At 40.3% G+C, this 18242-nt stretch carries 16 protein-coding genes; 6 read left to right on the top strand and 10 right to left on the bottom strand.

The features are described 5' to 3' along the window. Positions 1-29 precede the first annotated feature (29 nt). The 5 genes from hflD to cspD form a co-directional block, all read right to left on the bottom strand. Positions 30-632, bottom strand: coding sequence for a high frequency lysogenization protein HflD (gene hflD, locus N475_RS04410; protein ID WP_063357230.1), 603 nt, complete (start codon positions 630-632; stop codon positions 30-32). Continuing rightward, positions 632-1732 carry a tRNA 2-thiouridine(34) synthase MnmA gene (gene mnmA / locus N475_RS04415; protein ID WP_063357229.1) on the bottom strand — a complete coding sequence of 367 codons (1101 nt, stop codon included), beginning with the start codon at positions 1730-1732 and terminating at the stop codon, positions 632-634. The genes hflD and mnmA overlap by 1 nt, the downstream gene beginning before the upstream one ends. Before the next feature lie 78 nt (positions 1733-1810). Beyond that, a complete protein-coding gene (locus tag N475_RS04420) occupies positions 1811-2458 on the bottom strand; it encodes a pseudouridine synthase (protein ID WP_063364746.1) in 648 nt (215 codons plus the stop codon). 113 nt (positions 2459-2571) lie between these two features. Continuing rightward, on the bottom strand, positions 2572-4794 hold the full coding sequence (locus N475_RS04425; RefSeq protein ID WP_063364747.1) for an NADP-dependent isocitrate dehydrogenase: 2223 nt from the start codon (positions 4792-4794) through the stop codon (positions 2572-2574). Positions 4795-5149: 355 nt separating this feature from the next. Continuing rightward, on the bottom strand, positions 5150-5368 hold the full coding sequence (gene cspD / locus N475_RS04430) for a cold shock domain-containing protein CspD (protein WP_023401678.1): 219 nt from the start codon (positions 5366-5368) through the stop codon (positions 5150-5152). A 201-nt stretch (positions 5369-5569) separates the two neighbouring features. Here cspD and clpS point away from each other — a divergent pair, with 201 nt between their 5' ends. Further along, a complete protein-coding gene (gene clpS / locus N475_RS04435; protein ID WP_063357226.1) occupies positions 5570-5887 on the top strand; it encodes an ATP-dependent Clp protease adapter ClpS in 318 nt (105 codons plus the stop codon). A gap of 28 nt (positions 5888-5915) precedes the next feature. Next, positions 5916-8180: an ATP-dependent Clp protease ATP-binding subunit ClpA gene (gene clpA, locus N475_RS04440; RefSeq protein ID WP_063357225.1), complete on the top strand. Its 2265-nt coding sequence runs from the start codon at positions 5916-5918 to the stop codon at positions 8178-8180. 328 nt (positions 8181-8508) lie between these two features. Here clpA and infA read toward each other — a convergent pair whose 3' ends face one another. The 4 genes from infA to trxB form a co-directional block, all read right to left on the bottom strand. Beyond that, complete coding sequence (gene infA / locus N475_RS04445; RefSeq protein ID WP_023401681.1) at positions 8509-8727, bottom strand: translation initiation factor IF-1; 219 nt, start codon at positions 8725-8727, stop codon at positions 8509-8511. 89 nt (positions 8728-8816) lie between these two features. Beyond that, complete coding sequence (locus N475_RS04450; protein WP_063357224.1) at positions 8817-9521, bottom strand: arginyltransferase; 705 nt, start codon at positions 9519-9521, stop codon at positions 8817-8819. Beyond that, complete coding sequence (aat, locus tag N475_RS04455; RefSeq protein WP_063357284.1) at positions 9514-10230, bottom strand: leucyl/phenylalanyl-tRNA--protein transferase; 717 nt, start codon at positions 10228-10230, stop codon at positions 9514-9516. The genes N475_RS04450 and aat overlap by 8 nt, the downstream gene beginning before the upstream one ends. A 95-nt stretch (positions 10231-10325) precedes the next feature. Continuing rightward, positions 10326-11276, bottom strand: a complete 951-nt coding sequence (trxB, locus tag N475_RS04460; RefSeq protein ID WP_063357223.1) for a thioredoxin-disulfide reductase — start codon at positions 11274-11276, stop codon at positions 10326-10328. Positions 11277-11532: 256 nt separating this feature from the next. On the opposite strand from trxB, the gene pssA reads away from it, so the two are divergent. Beyond that, positions 11533-12858 (top strand): CDP-diacylglycerol--serine O-phosphatidyltransferase, encoded by a 1326-nt coding sequence (pssA, locus tag N475_RS04465; RefSeq protein ID WP_063357222.1) that lies wholly within the window; start codon positions 11533-11535, stop codon positions 12856-12858. 174 nt (positions 12859-13032) lie between these two features. On the opposite strand, the gene N475_RS04470 is transcribed toward pssA, so the two are convergent. Beyond that, positions 13033-14007 (bottom strand): AraC family transcriptional regulator, encoded by a 975-nt coding sequence (locus N475_RS04470; protein WP_063357221.1) that lies wholly within the window; start codon positions 14005-14007, stop codon positions 13033-13035. 378 nt (positions 14008-14385) lie between these two features. Between N475_RS04470 and N475_RS04475 the strand changes: the two genes are divergently transcribed. From N475_RS04475 to N475_RS04485, 3 genes are all read left to right on the top strand, one after another. Continuing rightward, positions 14386-15447 (top strand): DUF4331 family protein, encoded by a 1062-nt coding sequence (locus N475_RS04475; RefSeq protein WP_063364748.1) that lies wholly within the window; start codon positions 14386-14388, stop codon positions 15445-15447. A gap of 396 nt (positions 15448-15843) precedes the next feature. Further along, positions 15844-17118: an ergothioneine biosynthesis protein EgtB gene (gene egtB, locus N475_RS04480; RefSeq protein WP_063364749.1), complete on the top strand. Its 1275-nt coding sequence runs from the start codon at positions 15844-15846 to the stop codon at positions 17116-17118. Continuing rightward, positions 17118-18113: an L-histidine N(alpha)-methyltransferase gene (locus N475_RS04485; RefSeq protein ID WP_063364750.1), complete on the top strand. Its 996-nt coding sequence runs from the start codon at positions 17118-17120 to the stop codon at positions 18111-18113. Before egtB ends, N475_RS04485 begins: the two co-directional genes overlap by 1 nt. Positions 18114-18242 lie beyond the last annotated feature (129 nt).

The raw sequence follows: 18242 nt of genomic DNA on the forward strand, positions 1-18242 counted from the left end.
TCCTAACTAATTGGTTTTTTGAACGATATTTAAATAAATTGTTGCGCTGTAGCGATAATCTTTCTTTTTGAAAAAAAGAAATGACGACGCTTGCCGCCTAATTGTCGCCACAGTACTGCGCTACGTATACCAGCCAGTAATAAAGCACGAATTTTGTGCTGAATATGCGTCTGTTGTAGCAAGTCTGGTTTACCAAATACTTGAATTTTTGGTCCCGCAGGACTGATAACTTGGGTATAGATATCAGCGAAAGCACCAAGAATCTGCTCATCATAGACGTTAAAATGAAGCGTTTGGCGTTCTACTTGCTCGATACGTTTTGCTAACTCATTAAAGACGTCAGGATTATTAGAAAGTGCTCTTTCTAATTGCATAAGGCTCCCAACGTACTTGACTATTTCGACGTCTTTCTCACCTTCACTGGAGAGCTGCGATACAAGTGCTTGATAACCTCCTTTAAGAGCAAAGTGGTCATCGTAGACATCTTCTGGGTTTTTAGGTGCAGTATTCAAAATGCTTTGTAAAAAAGTATGCACTTCTGTTTCGTTAAACGTACCGTATCGCGCACATTTTTGTACTAGCTTTGCTATTTGGCAAATAGCGGCAAGTGGAATTACTACTTTTGGCTGCATTATTTGATCACCGACTCAATGATACCACCACCTAAACATGCATCATCTGAATAAAACACAGCTGATTGACCTGGTGTTACTGCTTTTTGAGGCTCGTCAAATAAGACGCGTGCCATGCCATCTTGGCCAACTAGCAACGTACAAGGGATATCTTCTTGTCTGTAACGCGTTTTTACTGTGCAGCGGGTAGTGCCTTGAGGGCCTTCTCTATCAACCCAATGAAGTTGGTTGGCATTCAATCCATTGCTGTATAACCTAGGGTGATCTTTGCCTTGTCCTACCACGAGTACATTGCGCTCGATATCTTTATCAACTACGTACCAAGGTTCACCTGAACCTTCTTTCATTCCACCAATTAATAGGCCTTTACGTTGACCCAAGGTGTGGTACATCAAACCTTCATGCTCGCCTACATGGTTGCCATCTGTATCTTCGATATTACCAGGTTGCGCTGGCAAGAATTTTTGCAAAAAGTCTTTGAATTTGCGCTCGCCAATAAAGCATATACCTGTGCTATCTTTCTTGTTATGTGTAATTAAGCCTTGCTCTTCAGCAATACGACGCACCTCTGGCTTTTCAATTTCGCCTACCGGAAAGAGTGTTTGTGCAACGTGCTCGTGACTCAGCGTGTATAAAAAGTAACTTTGATCTTTGTTGTTGTCTAAGCCTCTTAACATCGCAAATTTGCCATTGCGTTCTTCTCTGCGTACGTAGTGTCCAGTCGCAATATAATCAGCACCTAAGGCTTCTGCAGCAAACTCTAAAAATGCTTTGAACTTAATTTCTTTGTTACACATGATATCTGGATTTGGTGTACGCCCAGCTCGGTATTCTTCTAAGAAATATTCGAATACATTGTCCCAATACTCGGCTGCAAAATTCACCGTGTGTAACTCGATACCAAGTTTGTCACAGACTGCTTGCGCGTCTTTTAGATCTTCAGCCGCGGCACAGTATTCGTCATTGTCATCTTCTTCCCAGTTTTTCATGAAAAGGCCTTCAACTTGATAGCCTTGCTCTTTTAATAGGTAAGCTGAAACTGACGAATCTACGCCGCCAGACATGCCGACAATGACTTTAATGTTACTGTTATCGCTCATAATATCGCTGTAAATCTATATGAATATTTGAAAGGCCGTGAGTATAGCACGCAATTGGCCCCCCTCAAAAGCCACACTTTAGACTTTATTTCCTTGTAAAACTCTATACTGCCCGTTATTTAACCCAGATAGGGTGTACTTGCCTATGCTGTGGCGAATTAACCTGAGAGTAGGGTAGCCAATATGTGCAGTCATCCTTCTAACTTGTCTGTTTCTGCCCTCTGAAATGGTAATGCTCAACCAAGTTGTTGGGATGCTTTTGCGCTCTCGAATTGGTGGGTTTCTAGGCCATACATCAGGCTCCGCCATGACCTCGACCTTTGCAGGTTTGGTCATACCGTCTTTTAAATTAACGCCGGATCTGAGTTCATTAAGCTGTTCTTCGGTGGGTACTCCCTCAACCTGCACCCAGTAGGTCTTATTGGTGTTTTTCTTTGGTTCGGTGAGCTTGTGCTGTAATTTACCACAATTAGTCAGTAGCAAAAGACCTTCGCTGTCTCTGTCTAATCGCCCTGCGGCATAAACGGATTTAATATCAATAAAATCTGCGAGGGTTTTCCTATGCTGATCATCAGTAAACTGACACAACACGTCAAAAGGTTTGTTGAATAGAACAATCTTGACGTCTTCGGGCTTAACAGGGGGTTTTTGCCTTGTTTGATTTCTTTGTCTTTTATTGAAAGGCTTTTTACTTGAAGATGAGCGGTTACGATTATTGTGTGACATCTTGATACTGGACTGAAACGTTAGGAGCCAGATTTTAGCAAATTTTTATACGCTGAGACACCTAAAATAAAAAAGGCAGCATAGTGCTGCCTTTATAGCTATATCGCTGTTAATTATGCGATTAAGTTTAGTGCATCATTGAACAGCTTGCTTGGACGCATTGCTGCAAATGCTTTTTCGTCATTTGGCTGGAAGTAGCCTTCAACGTCCATCGCTTGACCTTGAACGTCGTTAAGTTCAGCAACAATTGCAGCTTCATTTTCAGTAAGTTGTTTAGCAACTGCTTCAAATTTAGCTTTAAGCTCTGCATCTTTCTCTTGTGCTGCAAGCGCTTGAGCCCAGTATAGAGATAGGTAGAAATGACTACCACGGTTATCAAGTTCATTTACCTTACGAGATGGAGATTTGTTCTCGTCTAGGAACTTACCTGTTGCCGCGTCTAGTGTATCTGCAAGAACTTGAGCCTTTGCATTGTTAGTTGCTTGACCCAAGTGCTCTAGAGACGCCGCTAACGCTAAGAACTCACCTAAAGAATCCCAACGCAAGTGGTTTTCTTTCTCGAATTGTTGAACGTGTTTAGGAGCAGAACCACCGGCACCAGTTTCGAATAAACCACCGCCATTCATAAGTGGAACGATAGAAAGCATCTTTGCACTTGTACCAAGCTCTAAGATTGGGAATAGGTCAGTTAGGTAGTCACGTAGTACGTTACCTGTTACTGAAATAGTATCTTGGCTGTCCTTCATACGAGCTAGTGAGAACTGAGTCGCTTCAACAGGAGCCAGAATTCGAATGTCTAAACCGTCAGTATCGTGCTCAGGAAGGTATGCGTTTACCTTTTTGATTAGCTCTGCATCGTGTGCACGCTCTTCGTTAAGCCAGAATACCGCTGGTGTGTTAGAAGCACGTGAACGATTTACTGCAAGTTTTACCCAATCTTTGATTGGTGCGTCTTTAACCTGACACATACGCCAGATGTCACCTTGCTCAACATCGTGTTGAAGAAGCACATTATCAGCTTGGTCAACAACACGAATTACACCATTTGAAGGAGCTTCAAATGTTTTGTCGTGTGAACCGTATTCCTCAGCTTTTTGAGCCATAAGACCAACATTAGGAATAGTACCCATAGTACGTGGGTCGAATGCACCATGCTCTTTACAGAAGTCAATCGTTGCTTGGTACACACCTGAGTAACAACGGTCTGGGATAACAAAACTAGTGTCTTGTTGTTTACCTTGCGCGTTCCACATTTGACCACTTGTACGAATCGCTGCAGGCATAGACGCATCGATGATTACGTCACTAGGTACGTGAAGGTTTGTGATACCACGGTCAGAGTCAACCATTGCGATACTTGGACGAACGTCATATACAGCTGCTAAGTCTGCTTCGATTTCTGCACGTTTAGCGTCGTCTAGATTTGCAAGCTTGTTGTATACATCGCCGATACCATTGTTTACGTCAACACCTAATTGCTCAAATGTCTCGCCGTGCTTTTCAAAAACTTCTTTGTAGAATACTTTAACAGCGTGACCAAAAATGATTGGGTCTGAAACCTTCATCATTGTCGCTTTCATGTGAATAGAGAAAAGAACACCTTTCTCTTTTGCAGCTTCAACTTCAGCGGCTAAGAATGTGCGAAGTGCGCTAACACTCATGCGTGATGCATCAATGATTTCGCCAGCAAGTAATGGAATGCTTTGCTTTAATACGCTGACAGTACCGTCAGCTGCAACGTGCTCGATACGTACGTCTGTTGCTTCTGCAATAGTCGTTGATTGCTCTGAGCCAAAGAAGTCGCCTTCACTCATGCTTGCAACGTAAGATTGTGAATCAGCAGACCATGCACCCATTGAATGCGGGTTTTTCTGTGCGTAGGCTTTAACAGAACCAGGTGCGCGACGGTCAGAGTTACCTTCACGTAGTACTGGGTTTACTGCACTACCTTTGATCTTGTCATAAGTTGCTTTGATAGCTGCTTCTTTGTCATCTTTAGGCTCTTCTGGGTAGTCAGGAAGTGCGTAGCCTTTTTCTTGAAGCTCTTTGATAGTTGCTTTTAGCTGAGGGATTGAAGCACTGATGTTAGGTAATTTGATGATATTAGCTTCTGGAGTTTTTGCTAGTTCACCTAGCTCAGAAAGCGCATCGGCAATTCTTTGTTCTTCAGTAAGGAACTCAGGGAAGTTTGCGATCACACGACCAGCTAAAGAGATATCTCTTGTCTCAACTTCAACACCAGCAGCTTTAGTGTAAGCCTGGATTACAGGAAGTAAAGAATAAGTTGCCAAAGCTGGCGCTTCATCGGTTTTTGTATAAATAATTTTTGATGTCATCATCATTCCTAGATAGTTTTGGGCCAATTAAGACCGTTCAACATAAGCAAAATCTTGCTAACTTTTGTTACCCAACGTTATATGGACGCACGGGCACAAAAAAAATTAGCTTGTAAGATCAAATCTAAATTCGTAGTAATTAGCAAGTTTGTTAGTTATTTTTACTTATTAAAGCAATAAACATAACTAACAGACCTGGACATCGGCAGGGATTGTACCAATCTAAATGCAATGCTGCTAATGCAATTTACTTAAGATATAGATAAATATGTTACATAGGGGCTTTTTGTGAGAGAAATAAAAAAGAGATGAAGCGAGGTACTCTCGTAACTCGCTTTAGAGCCTTGAGAATATTCTACGCCATCTCACCAACTTTCGGTGCGATGTTAGTAGCATGTAAGCCCTTAGGCCCTTCCTGTAGCTCGAATGTTACATCTTGACCAGCTTTAAGCGTCTTGTATCCATCCATTACAATCGTCGAGTAATGTGCAAAGATATCTTCGTCACTGCCGTCTTCTACGATGAAACCAAACCCTTTGGCGTTGTTAAACCATTTGACTTTTCCGCAAGCCATACTTCTACATCCTTCTATAAGTTGACTAATTAAGTTAATCTAACCTTTGAAATTTGCTAAGCTGTCCATAACATGAACAACTAGGACTAGAATGTAGTTTAAATAACCATACAGTCAAGTTTTTTAGTGCAGTTTTTTAACATTTTATTTATTTTTTAATTCAAGTTTGCTTGAGTATATAAGACAAGACTATATTTAATTATGAGTGGGATAAAAGATTCAGGTGTGTTGGAAGAGGTCAGAGACCAAGAGAAGCAAAAACTTCAGCCACCTAAGAAATACAAAGTCATTTTAAATAATGATGATTATACACCGATGGATTTCGTCATTGAGGTACTGATGACATTTTTCAACATGGATAGCGAAAGAGCAACTGAAGTGATGCTAAAAGTGCATCACGAGGGAAAAGCGGTATGTGGAATGTATCCTGCAGACATAGCTCATACAAAAGCTGAGCAGGTGAACAGATACGCTCGCGACCATGAGCATCCGCTCTTGTGTAGCTGTGAGCACGAATGACCTTATTTATTCTCGTTGGGGGTTGCCAATGCTAAATAAAGACTTAGAAATAACACTTAACACCGCGTTTCGTGAAGCTCGTACACGTCGTCACGAGTTTATGACAGTGGAACATTTATTACTTGCGCTGATAGATAACCCTTCCGCAAGTGAAGCCTTAAATGCATGTAGCGTGGATACAGAAGGGTTAAAACGTGATCTTTCCGAATTTATAGATGAAACAACGCCAATTATACCTGAGTTGGAAGAGGACAGAGAGACTCAACCAACCTTAGGTTTTCAACGTGTTTTACAGCGCGCGGTGTTTCATGTTCAGTCCTCTGGAAGAAACGAAGTCACTGGTGTAAATGTGCTCGTTGCGATCTTCTCAGAACAGGAAAGCCAAGCTGTATACCTACTTAAAAAAGCAGACGTAAGTCGCCTAGATATCGTTAACTTCATTAGCCACGGTATATCAAAGTCAGACGATGAACCTGAACCGGAAGAGCACGAAGATCTGAATGACGAGGGCAGCGAAGTTCAAAGTGAAGAAAAAACTAAGCTTGAAAACTTTACTGCCAACTTAAATGTGATGGCAAAAGCTGGCCAAATTGATCCACTTGTTGGCCGTGATCAAGAAGTAGAACGCACAATTCAAGTACTTTGCCGTCGCAAGAAAAATAACCCGCTTTTGGTCGGTGAAGCGGGCGTAGGTAAAACGGCTATTGCAGAAGGCTTGGCGTATCGTATTGTTAACGATCAAGTGCCAGAAGTTATTGAAGATGCTGTTGTGTATTCGTTAGATATGGGGGCATTGCTAGCCGGTACAAAATATCGCGGTGATTTTGAAAAGCGTTTTAAAGCGCTGTTAAAAGAGCTGCAAGCAAAGCCAAACGCCATTTTATTTATTGACGAAATTCATACAATCATTGGTGCTGGCGCCGCTTCAGGTGGCGTTATGGATGCATCAAACTTAATTAAACCACTACTATCAAGTGGTAAGCTTCGCTGTTTAGGCTCTACTACATATTCAGAGTTTAAAAACATCTTTGAAAAAGACAGAGCACTTGTTCGTAGATTTCAAAAAATTGACGTTGTTGAGCCAAGTGTTGCTGACACAGCTAAGATCCTATATGGCCTCAAAGAACGTTATGAAGAACATCATGGAATTCGCTACACACAAAAAGCACTTAAAGCAGCGGCTGAGCTAAGTGCTAAGTATATTAATGAACGTCATTTGCCAGACAAAGCAATAGACGTAATTGATGAAGCGGGAGCGAATCAGAGACTACTACCAGTGTCTCGACGCAAAAAGACCATTGGTGTATCAGATATTGAGCAGATAGTTTCAAAAATTGCACGGATACCACAGCAAAACGTGTCATCTAGTGACAAAGAAGTACTCAAAAATCTAGATAGAAACTTGAAGATGCTGGTATTTGGTCAAGATGAGTCAATCGATGCACTTACTTCAGCGATTAGGTTGTCTCGTTCTGGTTTAGCAAATGAAGAAAAACCAATTGGTTCATTCTTATTTGCTGGACCGACTGGTGTGGGTAAGACAGAAGTTACAAAGCAGCTAGCCAAGTGCATGGGTATTGAGTTTATCAGGTTTGATATGTCTGAATATTCAGAGAGACATGCGGTGAGCCGTTTAATTGGTGCTCCTCCTGGTTACGTTGGTTTTGAACAAGGGGGACTGTTAACTGATTCTGTGATTAAACACCCGCATGCAGTTGTGTTGCTTGATGAGATTGAAAAAGCACACCCTGATATCTATAACATCCTATTACAGGTTATGGATCATGGTACCCTTACAGACAACAATGGTCGCAAGGCTGACTTTAGAAATGTAATCTTTGTCATGACAACGAATGCTGGCGTACAAGAAACGGTTAGAAAGTCGATTGGTTTCCAACAGCAGGATCACTCACATGACGCCATGCTGGAAATAAATAAGGTGTTTACACCTGAATTTAGAAACAGACTAGACAATATCATTTGGTTCAACCATCTTGAAAAAGACGTCATCCTGCAAGTTGTTGATAAGTTTATCGTTGAGCTACAAGCGCAACTAGATAAGAAGTCTGTAAACTTAGAATTGACAAACGAAGCAAGAGATTGGCTAGCAGATACAGGTTATGACAAGGCAATGGGTGCAAGACCTATGGCACGTGTCATTCAAGACAACCTTAAAAAGCCGCTGGCGAATGAAATACTGTTTGGCAAGTTGGCTGATGGCGGCAATGTAAAAGTGTCTGTTAAAGGCAACGAGCTGTCGTTCACGTTCGAGCAGGAGCTTGTGCCAGCTTAATCTTGTCGAAATATAGATAATTTAAAGCCCACTATATGTGGGCTTTTTCGTTTTTAAAAGGTGGTTATTTATAGCTAGAAGTTTTACGGAGGCTCAATTGTGAGCTGTAAGGAAGTCAATGTGCCTTCAGAGTAATGTAACTTTTCAAAAGACTAACCGCTTGCCATGTAAAACAAAGCGCAGAAAATAAAGTTGGCAATAGGTCGTTAGTGTAAAGAAGGGGCTTGCTTTGATATAAAAGCCCTAAAGCAAAAAACCTAGCCAAAGCTAGGTTTTTTGCTACATACGTCTTATAGCATCTTACATGATGCTGGCGAGACGAATAGAATTAACGCGCACGGAAAACAATGCGTCCCTTGCTTAAGTCGTAAGGTGTTAACTCTACTGTGACCTTGTCACCTGTTAAAATACGGATGTAGTTTTTGCGCATTTTACCAGAAATATGAGCCACTACAACGTGACCATTTTCTAACTCAACACGGAACATAGTATTTGGTAAAGTTTCAAGGACCGTGCCTTGCATTTCAATAACGTCTTCTTTCGCCATTTGGAGCGTATCACCTCTATATAAGTTAATCGTTGGAGATTTTGCCCAAAAGCACGCAATAAGTAAAGGTAAGAGCCTAAATTAGTGGCTTAAATATTTGTCCAAACGTCTTCTTTAAACTGTTGAGCAGGTAAAAACTGCTTTTTGTAGCGCATTTTTTTGCATTCGTCTATTTGATAGCCAAGGTAAACATATTGTTTATTCTCAGATTTTGCCAAATCAATTTGCGCCATGATCATCACTGTACCCAAGCTCATATGCTCATAATCAGGGTCAAAAAATGTGTAAATAGCAGACAGGGCATTTGGCATAGTATCAGTCACCGCAATGGCGACCAACTTCTCTTCATGCCACAATTCTATAAATGAAATAGGCATCCATCTGCAAAACAAAAAGCTCTCATACTGTAGTCTGTTTGGCGGATACATTGTGCCATCTTGATGGCGCTCAGAGATATATTTCTCGTAAAGTGGATAGTAGTTTGGTTTTTCATCGTAACTTACTTGAATAGAGAAACCGTTTTTAATTTTTTTATATTTACGCTTTTGAGATTTGGATGCGGTGTACTGTTGTGCCAGCACCCTGACAGATTGGCAGGCGTTGCACATAGGGCAGTGGGGTCGATATATTTGGTCGCCGCTGCGTCTGAAGCCTAAAGATAAAAGTGCTTCAAAGCGTTCTGCAGAGTAACATTCATGGTCGAGTATTACGAGCAGTTGCTCTTTACGGTCTGGTAAATAACTGCAATCAAATTGTTGACTGAGTCCAATTTTTGATGGGAAATGTTCAGTCATATATCGCCCTCAGTTCTTGTGGCTGCCACATGTCATGTTCTGACGAATAGTTGCTTGCTTCTTTAAGTCTAGTCAAAAATTCAGTTCTAGGAATGACTTTTGCGCCCATAGAGCTAAGGTAAGGGTTGTCTAACTGGCAGTCAATAAAGTGTGCATTATGTTTTTTGAGCCAATTAACTAGCGCCCACATTGCCAGCTTTGAAGCATTAGGTTCAGTATGAAACATGGACTCGCCACAAAATACACCTGATACCATTATGCCATACAACCCGCCAACCAATTGGTTGTCAGACCATATTTCTAAGCTATGAGCAAAGCCTTCTCGATGACCTTGGCAATATGCTTTAACCATGTTTTTATTGATCCAAGTCCCTTCATTATTAAGTCGTTGCTCTCGACACTTTGTGATGACTTGTTCAAATGCTTTGTTGATTGTAACTGTTGGATTGAGTTTGTTTTTGGCTTTTTTAAGTGTTCGTCCAACATGAAAATCATTAAGTTCGAGAATTCCCCGTTCGCTAGGCGCCCACCACATTATTGGTTCTCGCTCATTAAACCATGGAAATATACCAAGCTGATATGCTTTGCGTAGTCTTTGTGTGCTTAAGCAACCTCCAATAGCTAAAAGTCCATCCGGGTCTTTTAACGCGAAATGGCATGGAGGAAAAAGAAAATCAGACGGTGATAGGTGAAACAGCTGTTGCGTCATATCTGAATTTTGAGTAATGCAGTTTAGAGCTAAACGTAGTTTAAGTTTAGCAAAATAAGAATGGAAGCACGCCAAAAAAGGCGTGCTTAAGCGTATTATTTTAGGTTATCTAAATAACGCTCTGCGTCTAGGGCAGCCATACAGCCAGTACCCGCAGATGTAATAGCCTGACGATAAATATGGTCCGATACATCACCAGCTGCGAAAACACCTTCAACACTTGTTTGAGTAGCGTTGCCGTTTAAGCCTGATTCAACAACTAGGTATCCGTCTTTCATTTCAAGCTGGCCTTCAAACATATCTGTATTTGGCTTATGGCCAATTGCGATAAATACGCCTGCTAAATCTAAGTCTTCAGTTGCATCCGACTGAGTATCTTTGATTCTGATGCCTGTTACGCCCATGTCATCACCTAATACTTCATCAAGAGTACGATCAAAGTGAAGCACAACGTTACCATTTTTAGCTTTCTCTAATAGGCGATCTGAAAGGATCTTTTCACTACGGAAGCTATCTCTGCGGTGAACAACGTGAACTTCATCAGCAATATTTGAAAGGTATAATGCTTCTTCGACAGCTGTATTACCACCACCAACAACAGCTACTTTCTGGCCTCTGTAGAAGAAACCGTCACACGTAGCACATGCAGAAACACCACGACCTTGGAAGTTAGTTTCTGATTCTAGACCTAGATACTTTGCAGATGCACCTGTTGCAATGATCAGTGCGTCACATGTGTATGTGCCTTGGTCACCAGTTAATGTGAATGGTCTTTTTGTCACATCTACTTTATTGATGTGGTCAAAGATAATTTCAGTTTCAAAGCGCTCAGCATGCTCTTTCATACGCTCCATTAGAGCAGGACCAGTCAGGCCGTGAGCGTCGCCAGGCCAGTTTTCCACTTCAGTTGTCGTAGTTAACTGTCCGCCTTGTTGCATTCCAGTGATTAAAACTGGGTTCAAGTTTGCACGTGCAGCATATACAGCAGCAGTATAACCAGCAGGGCCTGAGCCTAAAATCAATAATTTACAGTGCTTATCACTCATTAATTTCTGTCCTAAAATTTAGTATTAGCATTACAATGATGCCGATTCTAAGTAAATCAACCCAGAAGTAAAATAAAAATCAAATAAAGCAAACAGAGAAATTTAGAACTTGTCAAAAATACTGTACTTGATGGAAAAGTAGGCCAACGAAGCGTAAATTATCGGATCTTCATGACCTTTCTATTTTTTTTTGATATGTTTTAAGGAATTTTTTTTGCTGCCGAATAGTTCGGTGGCCCATGAATCAAAGGTATATATGGCATTTTGGCAGGACAACGCTGGCTTTTCATTAGAGGCAAATAAGTGCTCAGTGCTAACAGATGCAAAGCACTATCATAGCGAACTACTATCATTAATTGGTAAAGCTAAAAAGCGAATCTATATTGCCGCTTTGTATTTGCAAGATGATAGCGCCGGTCAGGGCGTTTTGACTGCGTTACATAATGCATCGTTGCAAAACCCAGATTTAGAAATAAAAGTTTTGGTTGATTTCCATAGGGCTCAACGTGGCCTTATAGGTGAAGCAAAATCGGAAGGGAATGCGCGTTTATATTGCGATTACCTCGAAAAGTTTGGCTCTAATGTTGAAGTTTTCGGCGTACCAGTCAAAGCAAAAGAGCTTTTTGGTGTTCTTCACCTAAAAGGCTTTGTAATTGATGATACAGTTTTATACAGCGGCGCAAGCATTAACGATGTCTATTTACATCAGGCGGATAAGTATCGATTAGACCGGTATTTTTTAATTGAAAATACGAAGCTTGCGAATAGCTTTGTCAGTTTCATTGACAAGTATTTAGTTAGTTCAGAGGGTGTGCCAAGATTAGACACAAGGCCATTACCATCTTTTATCGATATCAAATTGGCCCAAAAAAAGTTAATGCGCTCACTTAAGCGTGCAAATTATGATATGTCTGAAGGTGATGAATTTTCAGGTTTGAACGTAAGGGCATTCTTAGGGTTTGGTCGCAGGACGAATAAACTCAACCGTTTAATCAAAGCGTTATTTGATACAACAGAAAAAGAGCTTATTCTATATACTCCATATTTTAACTTTCCTGCGCCGCTATTACGATCTTTGAGGCGTTTACTGAAACAGGGTAAGTCCATTACGATTGTTGTCGGTGATAAGACAGCCAATGACTTTTATATATCGCCGGATAAGCCGTTTAGTAGAATTGGTGCATTGCCTTATCTTTATGAAAGTATTTTGCTTAAATTTCTTAAATCGCAAAGAAAGTACATTACGCAAGGTAACTTGAACGTCTATCTTTGGAAAGATGGAGACAATTCATTTCATTTAAAAGGTATCAATAAAGACAATCAAGTTCACTTAATGACTGGCCATAACTTGAACCCTCGTGCTTGGGGACTAGACATTGAGAATGGCGTCTTAATAGAAGATAGGGAGCAAGAGTTAAAGTCTTACATTGATGCTGAAAAAGAATCTATTCTAGCGCATTGTAGAAAGCTATCTGGGCCAGAGGATATCGAGACCCTACAAGATTATCCGGCGCCAGTGCAGAAAATACTAGGCCAAGCTAAAAGAGTAAAAGTAGATTTCATCATCAAAAAATTCATTTAGAAATTAATGTATAAGGCTTTGTGTTGGCTTTACGTCAATACAAAGCTCTTTGTGTTATCTGATAATGGCTTTTAAAATCTACTGACGATTTTTTTAACGGTGATTTTCTACGCTTGTCCAAAAAACCAATCATAGCTTCTTCAGCATGATATGTTTATCTGGCTATATAGCGCCTTATTGTAATCTTCGAATCTGACCCGGACTGACACCAACCACTTTTTTAAAAGCTTTACTAAATGACGCTTCTGAGCGGTAACCCACTTGTTCGGCGATACTAACCATAGATTGCTTATTTTCCTTTAGTAAATCTTGAGCAATATGCATGCGCCACTGGGTGAGATAAGACATAGGTGTCATGCCAATAACGTCATGGAATAAACTAGAAAAAGCAGAGCGAGACATTCCGGCGTTTCGTGCTAAGCGATCTACAGTCCAAGACTGAGCTGGTTCTTTATGGATTAAGCTCAAGACACAGCTTAAGCGTGTATCAGCCAGAGCGCTAAAGTAATTTTTATCAACATGTTGTTTATTGATATGCCAGCGTAAAATTTGAATAACGAATGCCTCTGTTAATCTGTCTACAATGACAGCTCCGCCCGGTAAAGTTGAGCGAATTTCTTGGGCGAGAATGTGTGCAAGGCTATTAAGCCATATACATGAGTCTTCTTTTGCTTGCCGTATATGCAAAAAATTGGGCATATCTCTTAGTAAAGGTAAATTCGAGTGCGACTGATATTTAAAATAGCCACATAGTAGGGTGGTTTTATTCGAGCCGTCAGAAAACGGGTTCGTGTTCTTGTGAATTTTTTTTAGTAATTCATCACCTGACATTGTGGAACTGTTTGGTTCATCACTGATTTGATGGGCTGAACCAGTCGGAAAAGCAATAATATCACCTTTGGATAAACGCGTTTCATATCGGCCATCTGTTGTACGTAGCCAAGCGTTACCACTCACTACATGGTGAAATGTCCCATAGTCGGTTTGCTGCTCCCGTATTCCCCATGGTGCTGAAAACTCAGTACAAAAATAGCTACTGGCTTGGAGTCGAATTGCATTTAATATATCGGACAATACATCTTGGCCCTTATAGCAACTAACTTGCCCTGGTAGGGAATATTCTAAACTACGCGATGTTTGCTTTTGCATTTATCTCTCCAAATAGCAAAGGGCATTAAAATCCTACATATGAGGCTTGTCACTCTCAGTCTTTTTAGCTGAGCGCTGCCATTTGTTCACTTATATCGCTGAACATAACATTCAACACTTCACACCAGTTATACAAATGACTAATTAACAACAACTACCGTATTTAGTTTTAACCATCATTGTACGATCTGACAAGATTTCAATCGCTTTAGTCATAGATAAGCTCAGTTTTAAGGCATAGCATAAAACTAATTGCAGCGGGTGTAGTTTTAATCTTCATTAAAATACACCGGGCAAATAGAGGAGGTGAAAAGCAAATTCAGCTTATAAAAATAACAACGAACTTTTTACATCCATGAAGATTTATAGGAGACCATCATGAGTAATTCGCGCAAGATCCCACTCAGTAAAGCTACTTTAGCTCTGTTGGCACTGACGTTTGGCCTAAACTCGGCACCAGTAGTTGCAAGCCATCACTTTGAAAGCAAGCTTGCACAGCAATATCCTCAATTTGATTTAACAGACATGTTTGTTTTTGATTCACAAAGGCAAGGTTACACCGCCTTTATGATGGACGTTAACCCAACAACTAAGGATCGCGCTGATTTTGGCGAAAATGGGGTTTATAGTTTTCATATAGCGAATGGCAATTCACTTAGCGCCGGCGGTATCACCATTACTGTAAACCTCCAAGGAGAACAGTTGGTATTTGGTTTAGCTGATGGCGCTAATCAAGCTATCGGGATGAAAGGAAAAGAATTTGGCAGAGCAGCTATAGGTAAGGCTTCAAAATTTAAGAATGGTATTAAAGTTTGGAGTGGCGCAGCACATGACCCATTTGTAGGAAATTCAGAGGGGATCATAGGGTTTTTAACCACTTTGATTGGTGAAGGTAAACTTGAATTATCAAAATTTAGTAAGGGAGTTGATTTATTTAAAGACTTTAGAAGTAGCATTATTCTCATTGAAGTCCCAAACAAAATGCTACCGAAGAATATTCAAGTCTATGCAACCAGTGCGATGTATAACGTAGACCAATGGGTTCAAGTTAATAGAGTTGCAAACCCGCTCGTAACACATTTATTTCTAGCAAATAACAAAATGGAAGTCAGTGAGCATGTTCACCATCGACCCGATAGCGATGCATCGCGCAGATATGCCATTTCAGGTATGGTTTTAAGGGCGGTAGCGTTAGATGGAAAACGAAAAGATTTGGTGGAATATTCGGACTCTGTAGCGGAACAATTATTACCGGATATGATTTCTTATACAGTGGGGAGTCGAGCCGAATATAGTTACTCAAATATCAATGGACGTAAGCCAAGTGACGATGCGATGGATGCTGTTTTGAGTCTCTTTATGGGACGCAAAGTAACAGATCATGCAAATACTTTTAATCGACACCCCAATAAATTTCCGTATGTAGTACCTGTGAAATAACGCAATTTATGCAACTTTTCAAAAGGCGGGTGTTGCTATTATGTTAGCAACACCATGAATAATATACGGACTGATCTTAAAGTAGAAACGTTGGCAGTCGCCCAAGATACAGTGTGCTATGCAGTTGAAACCAGTTTCACGTTTTGAGGTAGTTTTACCATGAATTCAGGGCTGAACTTGACACATATACATCGCTATACAATCTTCAATGACTAGCATGTATATAATTTGATTAATATTGTTTAACAAAAGCTGTGCTCCTACAAAGCCAATGTATTGAAAAGTATATAGAAATACCTTAACCAGGATGCAAATGGTGAACTTTATAGATATTGGCTTGTAATGTAGAGCAAGGAAGCGATAGCTGAAATTGAGAGATTTCTTTTTAGGTAAGATATGAATTGGCAGCAATTGAGCGGTACCGAAAAGTCCAAGTATTTTATAGATGAATACCTACGGATAAGAGAGTTTTCTACAGCGCTGTGTTCTCGTTTGGAGATTGAGGATTACACGGTGCAACCCATTGCGGATGTAAGCCCTCCAAAATGGCATTTGGGCCATACAACATGGTTTTTTGAAGAAATCATATTGGTGAAGTGTTTGAGCGAATATACTCGGTTTCATCAACAATATCGTTTTTTATTTAATTCCTATTACAAATCTGCAGGCCAACATTGGAAACAGAGCCAGCGTGGTGAACTGTCGAGGCCAACAGTAGAGGAGGTGATCCGCTATAGAAGCTATGTAGATAACTTTATGGTGAATTATCTGTCCAATGCTGAAATCGGTGATGACGTTTTGTCTTTACTAGAGATTGGGCTTCATCATGAGCAACAACACCAAGAGCTATTGCTGATGGATATCAAATTTATTTTGGGCAGCAATCCGACTTCACCAGTATTTAGTGAAAAACCCCTTGGGTTTGCTTCACCAGTAAACCAAATATGGCGTTCTTTTAATGAAGGTATTTACAGTGTAGGTGCCAGCGACGGCGGTTTTTCTTATGATAATGAAAAGCCACGACATAAGAACTACATCTATTCATTTGCAATCAGTGAAAATACGGTGACAAACGGTGATTACCTCGAATTTATAGACCGTGGTGGGTATGGTCATGCGGAATTTTGGTTGAGTCTAGGGTGGGAGTGGGTTAATGATAATCATATAGGTCATCCATTATATTGGCGAAAAATAGACAATGAATGGTATGAATTTACGCTTCATGGCCTAAATCTACTGGACCTCAATGCGCCTGTCACACATGTTAGTTATTTTGAAGCTGATGCATATGCAAAATGGAAAGGCGTAAGGTTACCTGATGAGCAAGAAATGGAAGTGTATTTGGCTTCAAGTATTGATGATTCGGTAGAGGAAAACGAGCACGAAAAAAAGCACGGTGATGAATCTGGTGTTTATCACCCAATCAAAGGAGACGCTCAAACTGGCCAAGTATGGTGTTGGAGTAAAAGTCACTATTCTGGTTATCCAGGGTACAAGCCCTATCAGGGCATGCTGACTGAATACAATGGCAAGTTCATGTGTAATCAGTTTGTCTTGAGAGGTGGGTGTATAGCAACGCCTCCATCTCATTATCGCCATAGTTATCGAAATTTTTATGCACCGCATCAACGTTGGATGTTTTCAGGTATTAGATTAGCGAAGGATATTTAATGACACACTTTAGATTATTGACTCAAAATGGGCATGGACAAGATGCGGAAGAGGACCAATTAGCAATAGAGGTATTGACAGGGTTAAGTGCACAGCCAAAGCATTTATCTGCAAAGTACTTTTACGATGATACAGGCAGTGAGCTTTTTCAAAAAATCACTCAACACGAAGATTATTATTTGACCGCAAAGGAGTTTGAAATTCTAACTCGAATAAGTAGCCAATTAGCCCACTTAATTGACGAACAAGAGATAGATATTATTGAGCTTGGTGCGGGAGATGGACGCAAAAGCCAGCTTATTATTGATGGCTTTTTGAAAAATGGCTGCAAAGTAAATTTTTATCCTATCGATATTTCAGAAAAAGCCATGGTGATGCTACAAGAAAATATTGTACCGAATGAAAAACTAGCAATTCATGGTGTCGTCGCAGAGTATTTTGAAGGCTTGAAGCTAGTTAGAAGCCAATCGAGTAACAAGCAACTGGTGCTCTTTTTAGGCTCTAATATTGGTAACTTTAATCGCGAACAGAGCCAAGGTTTCTTGAGGAAACTGTGGATGAGTTTGAATTCGCAAGACTATATTTTAACAGGGTACGATTTAAAAAAAGACGTTAACAAATTGACCGCTGCTTACAACGATGAGGCGGGGTTAACAGCACGGTTTAATCTCAACTTGTTGCACCGTATTAATCATGAGCTGGGTGGTAACTTTAAACTAGATAAGTTTCAACATTATGGCATTTACAACCCGATACTTGGCGCAATGGAGAGCTACGTACTATCAACCGAAAAACAAGCAGTCTATATAAAGGCATTGCAACGCACATTTCAATTTGATGCATATGAAGCAATCCACTTGGAGTATTCATTTAAGTTTACCAAAAAAGATATCGAGGACCTGTGTGAACAAACTGGATTTAAATTAATTAAGAACTTTACTGATGCCAATGAGCACTTTATAGACTCACTTTGGCAGGTTTATAAAGACGAATAATCATTTATTCTTTCTTTATTAGCTATAAACCTAGCAACAGAATGGGTACGCCAATAGGTGTATGGGTCTAGGTATATTTGTAATATTTAGGGCTTTACACCTTTGTTAACTGTGTGGGATAGGGATTTA

Source organism: Pseudoalteromonas luteoviolacea DSM 6061 (genome assembly GCF_001625655.1).
GTDB classification, from domain to species: domain Bacteria; phylum Pseudomonadota; class Gammaproteobacteria; order Enterobacterales; family Alteromonadaceae; genus Pseudoalteromonas; species Pseudoalteromonas luteoviolacea.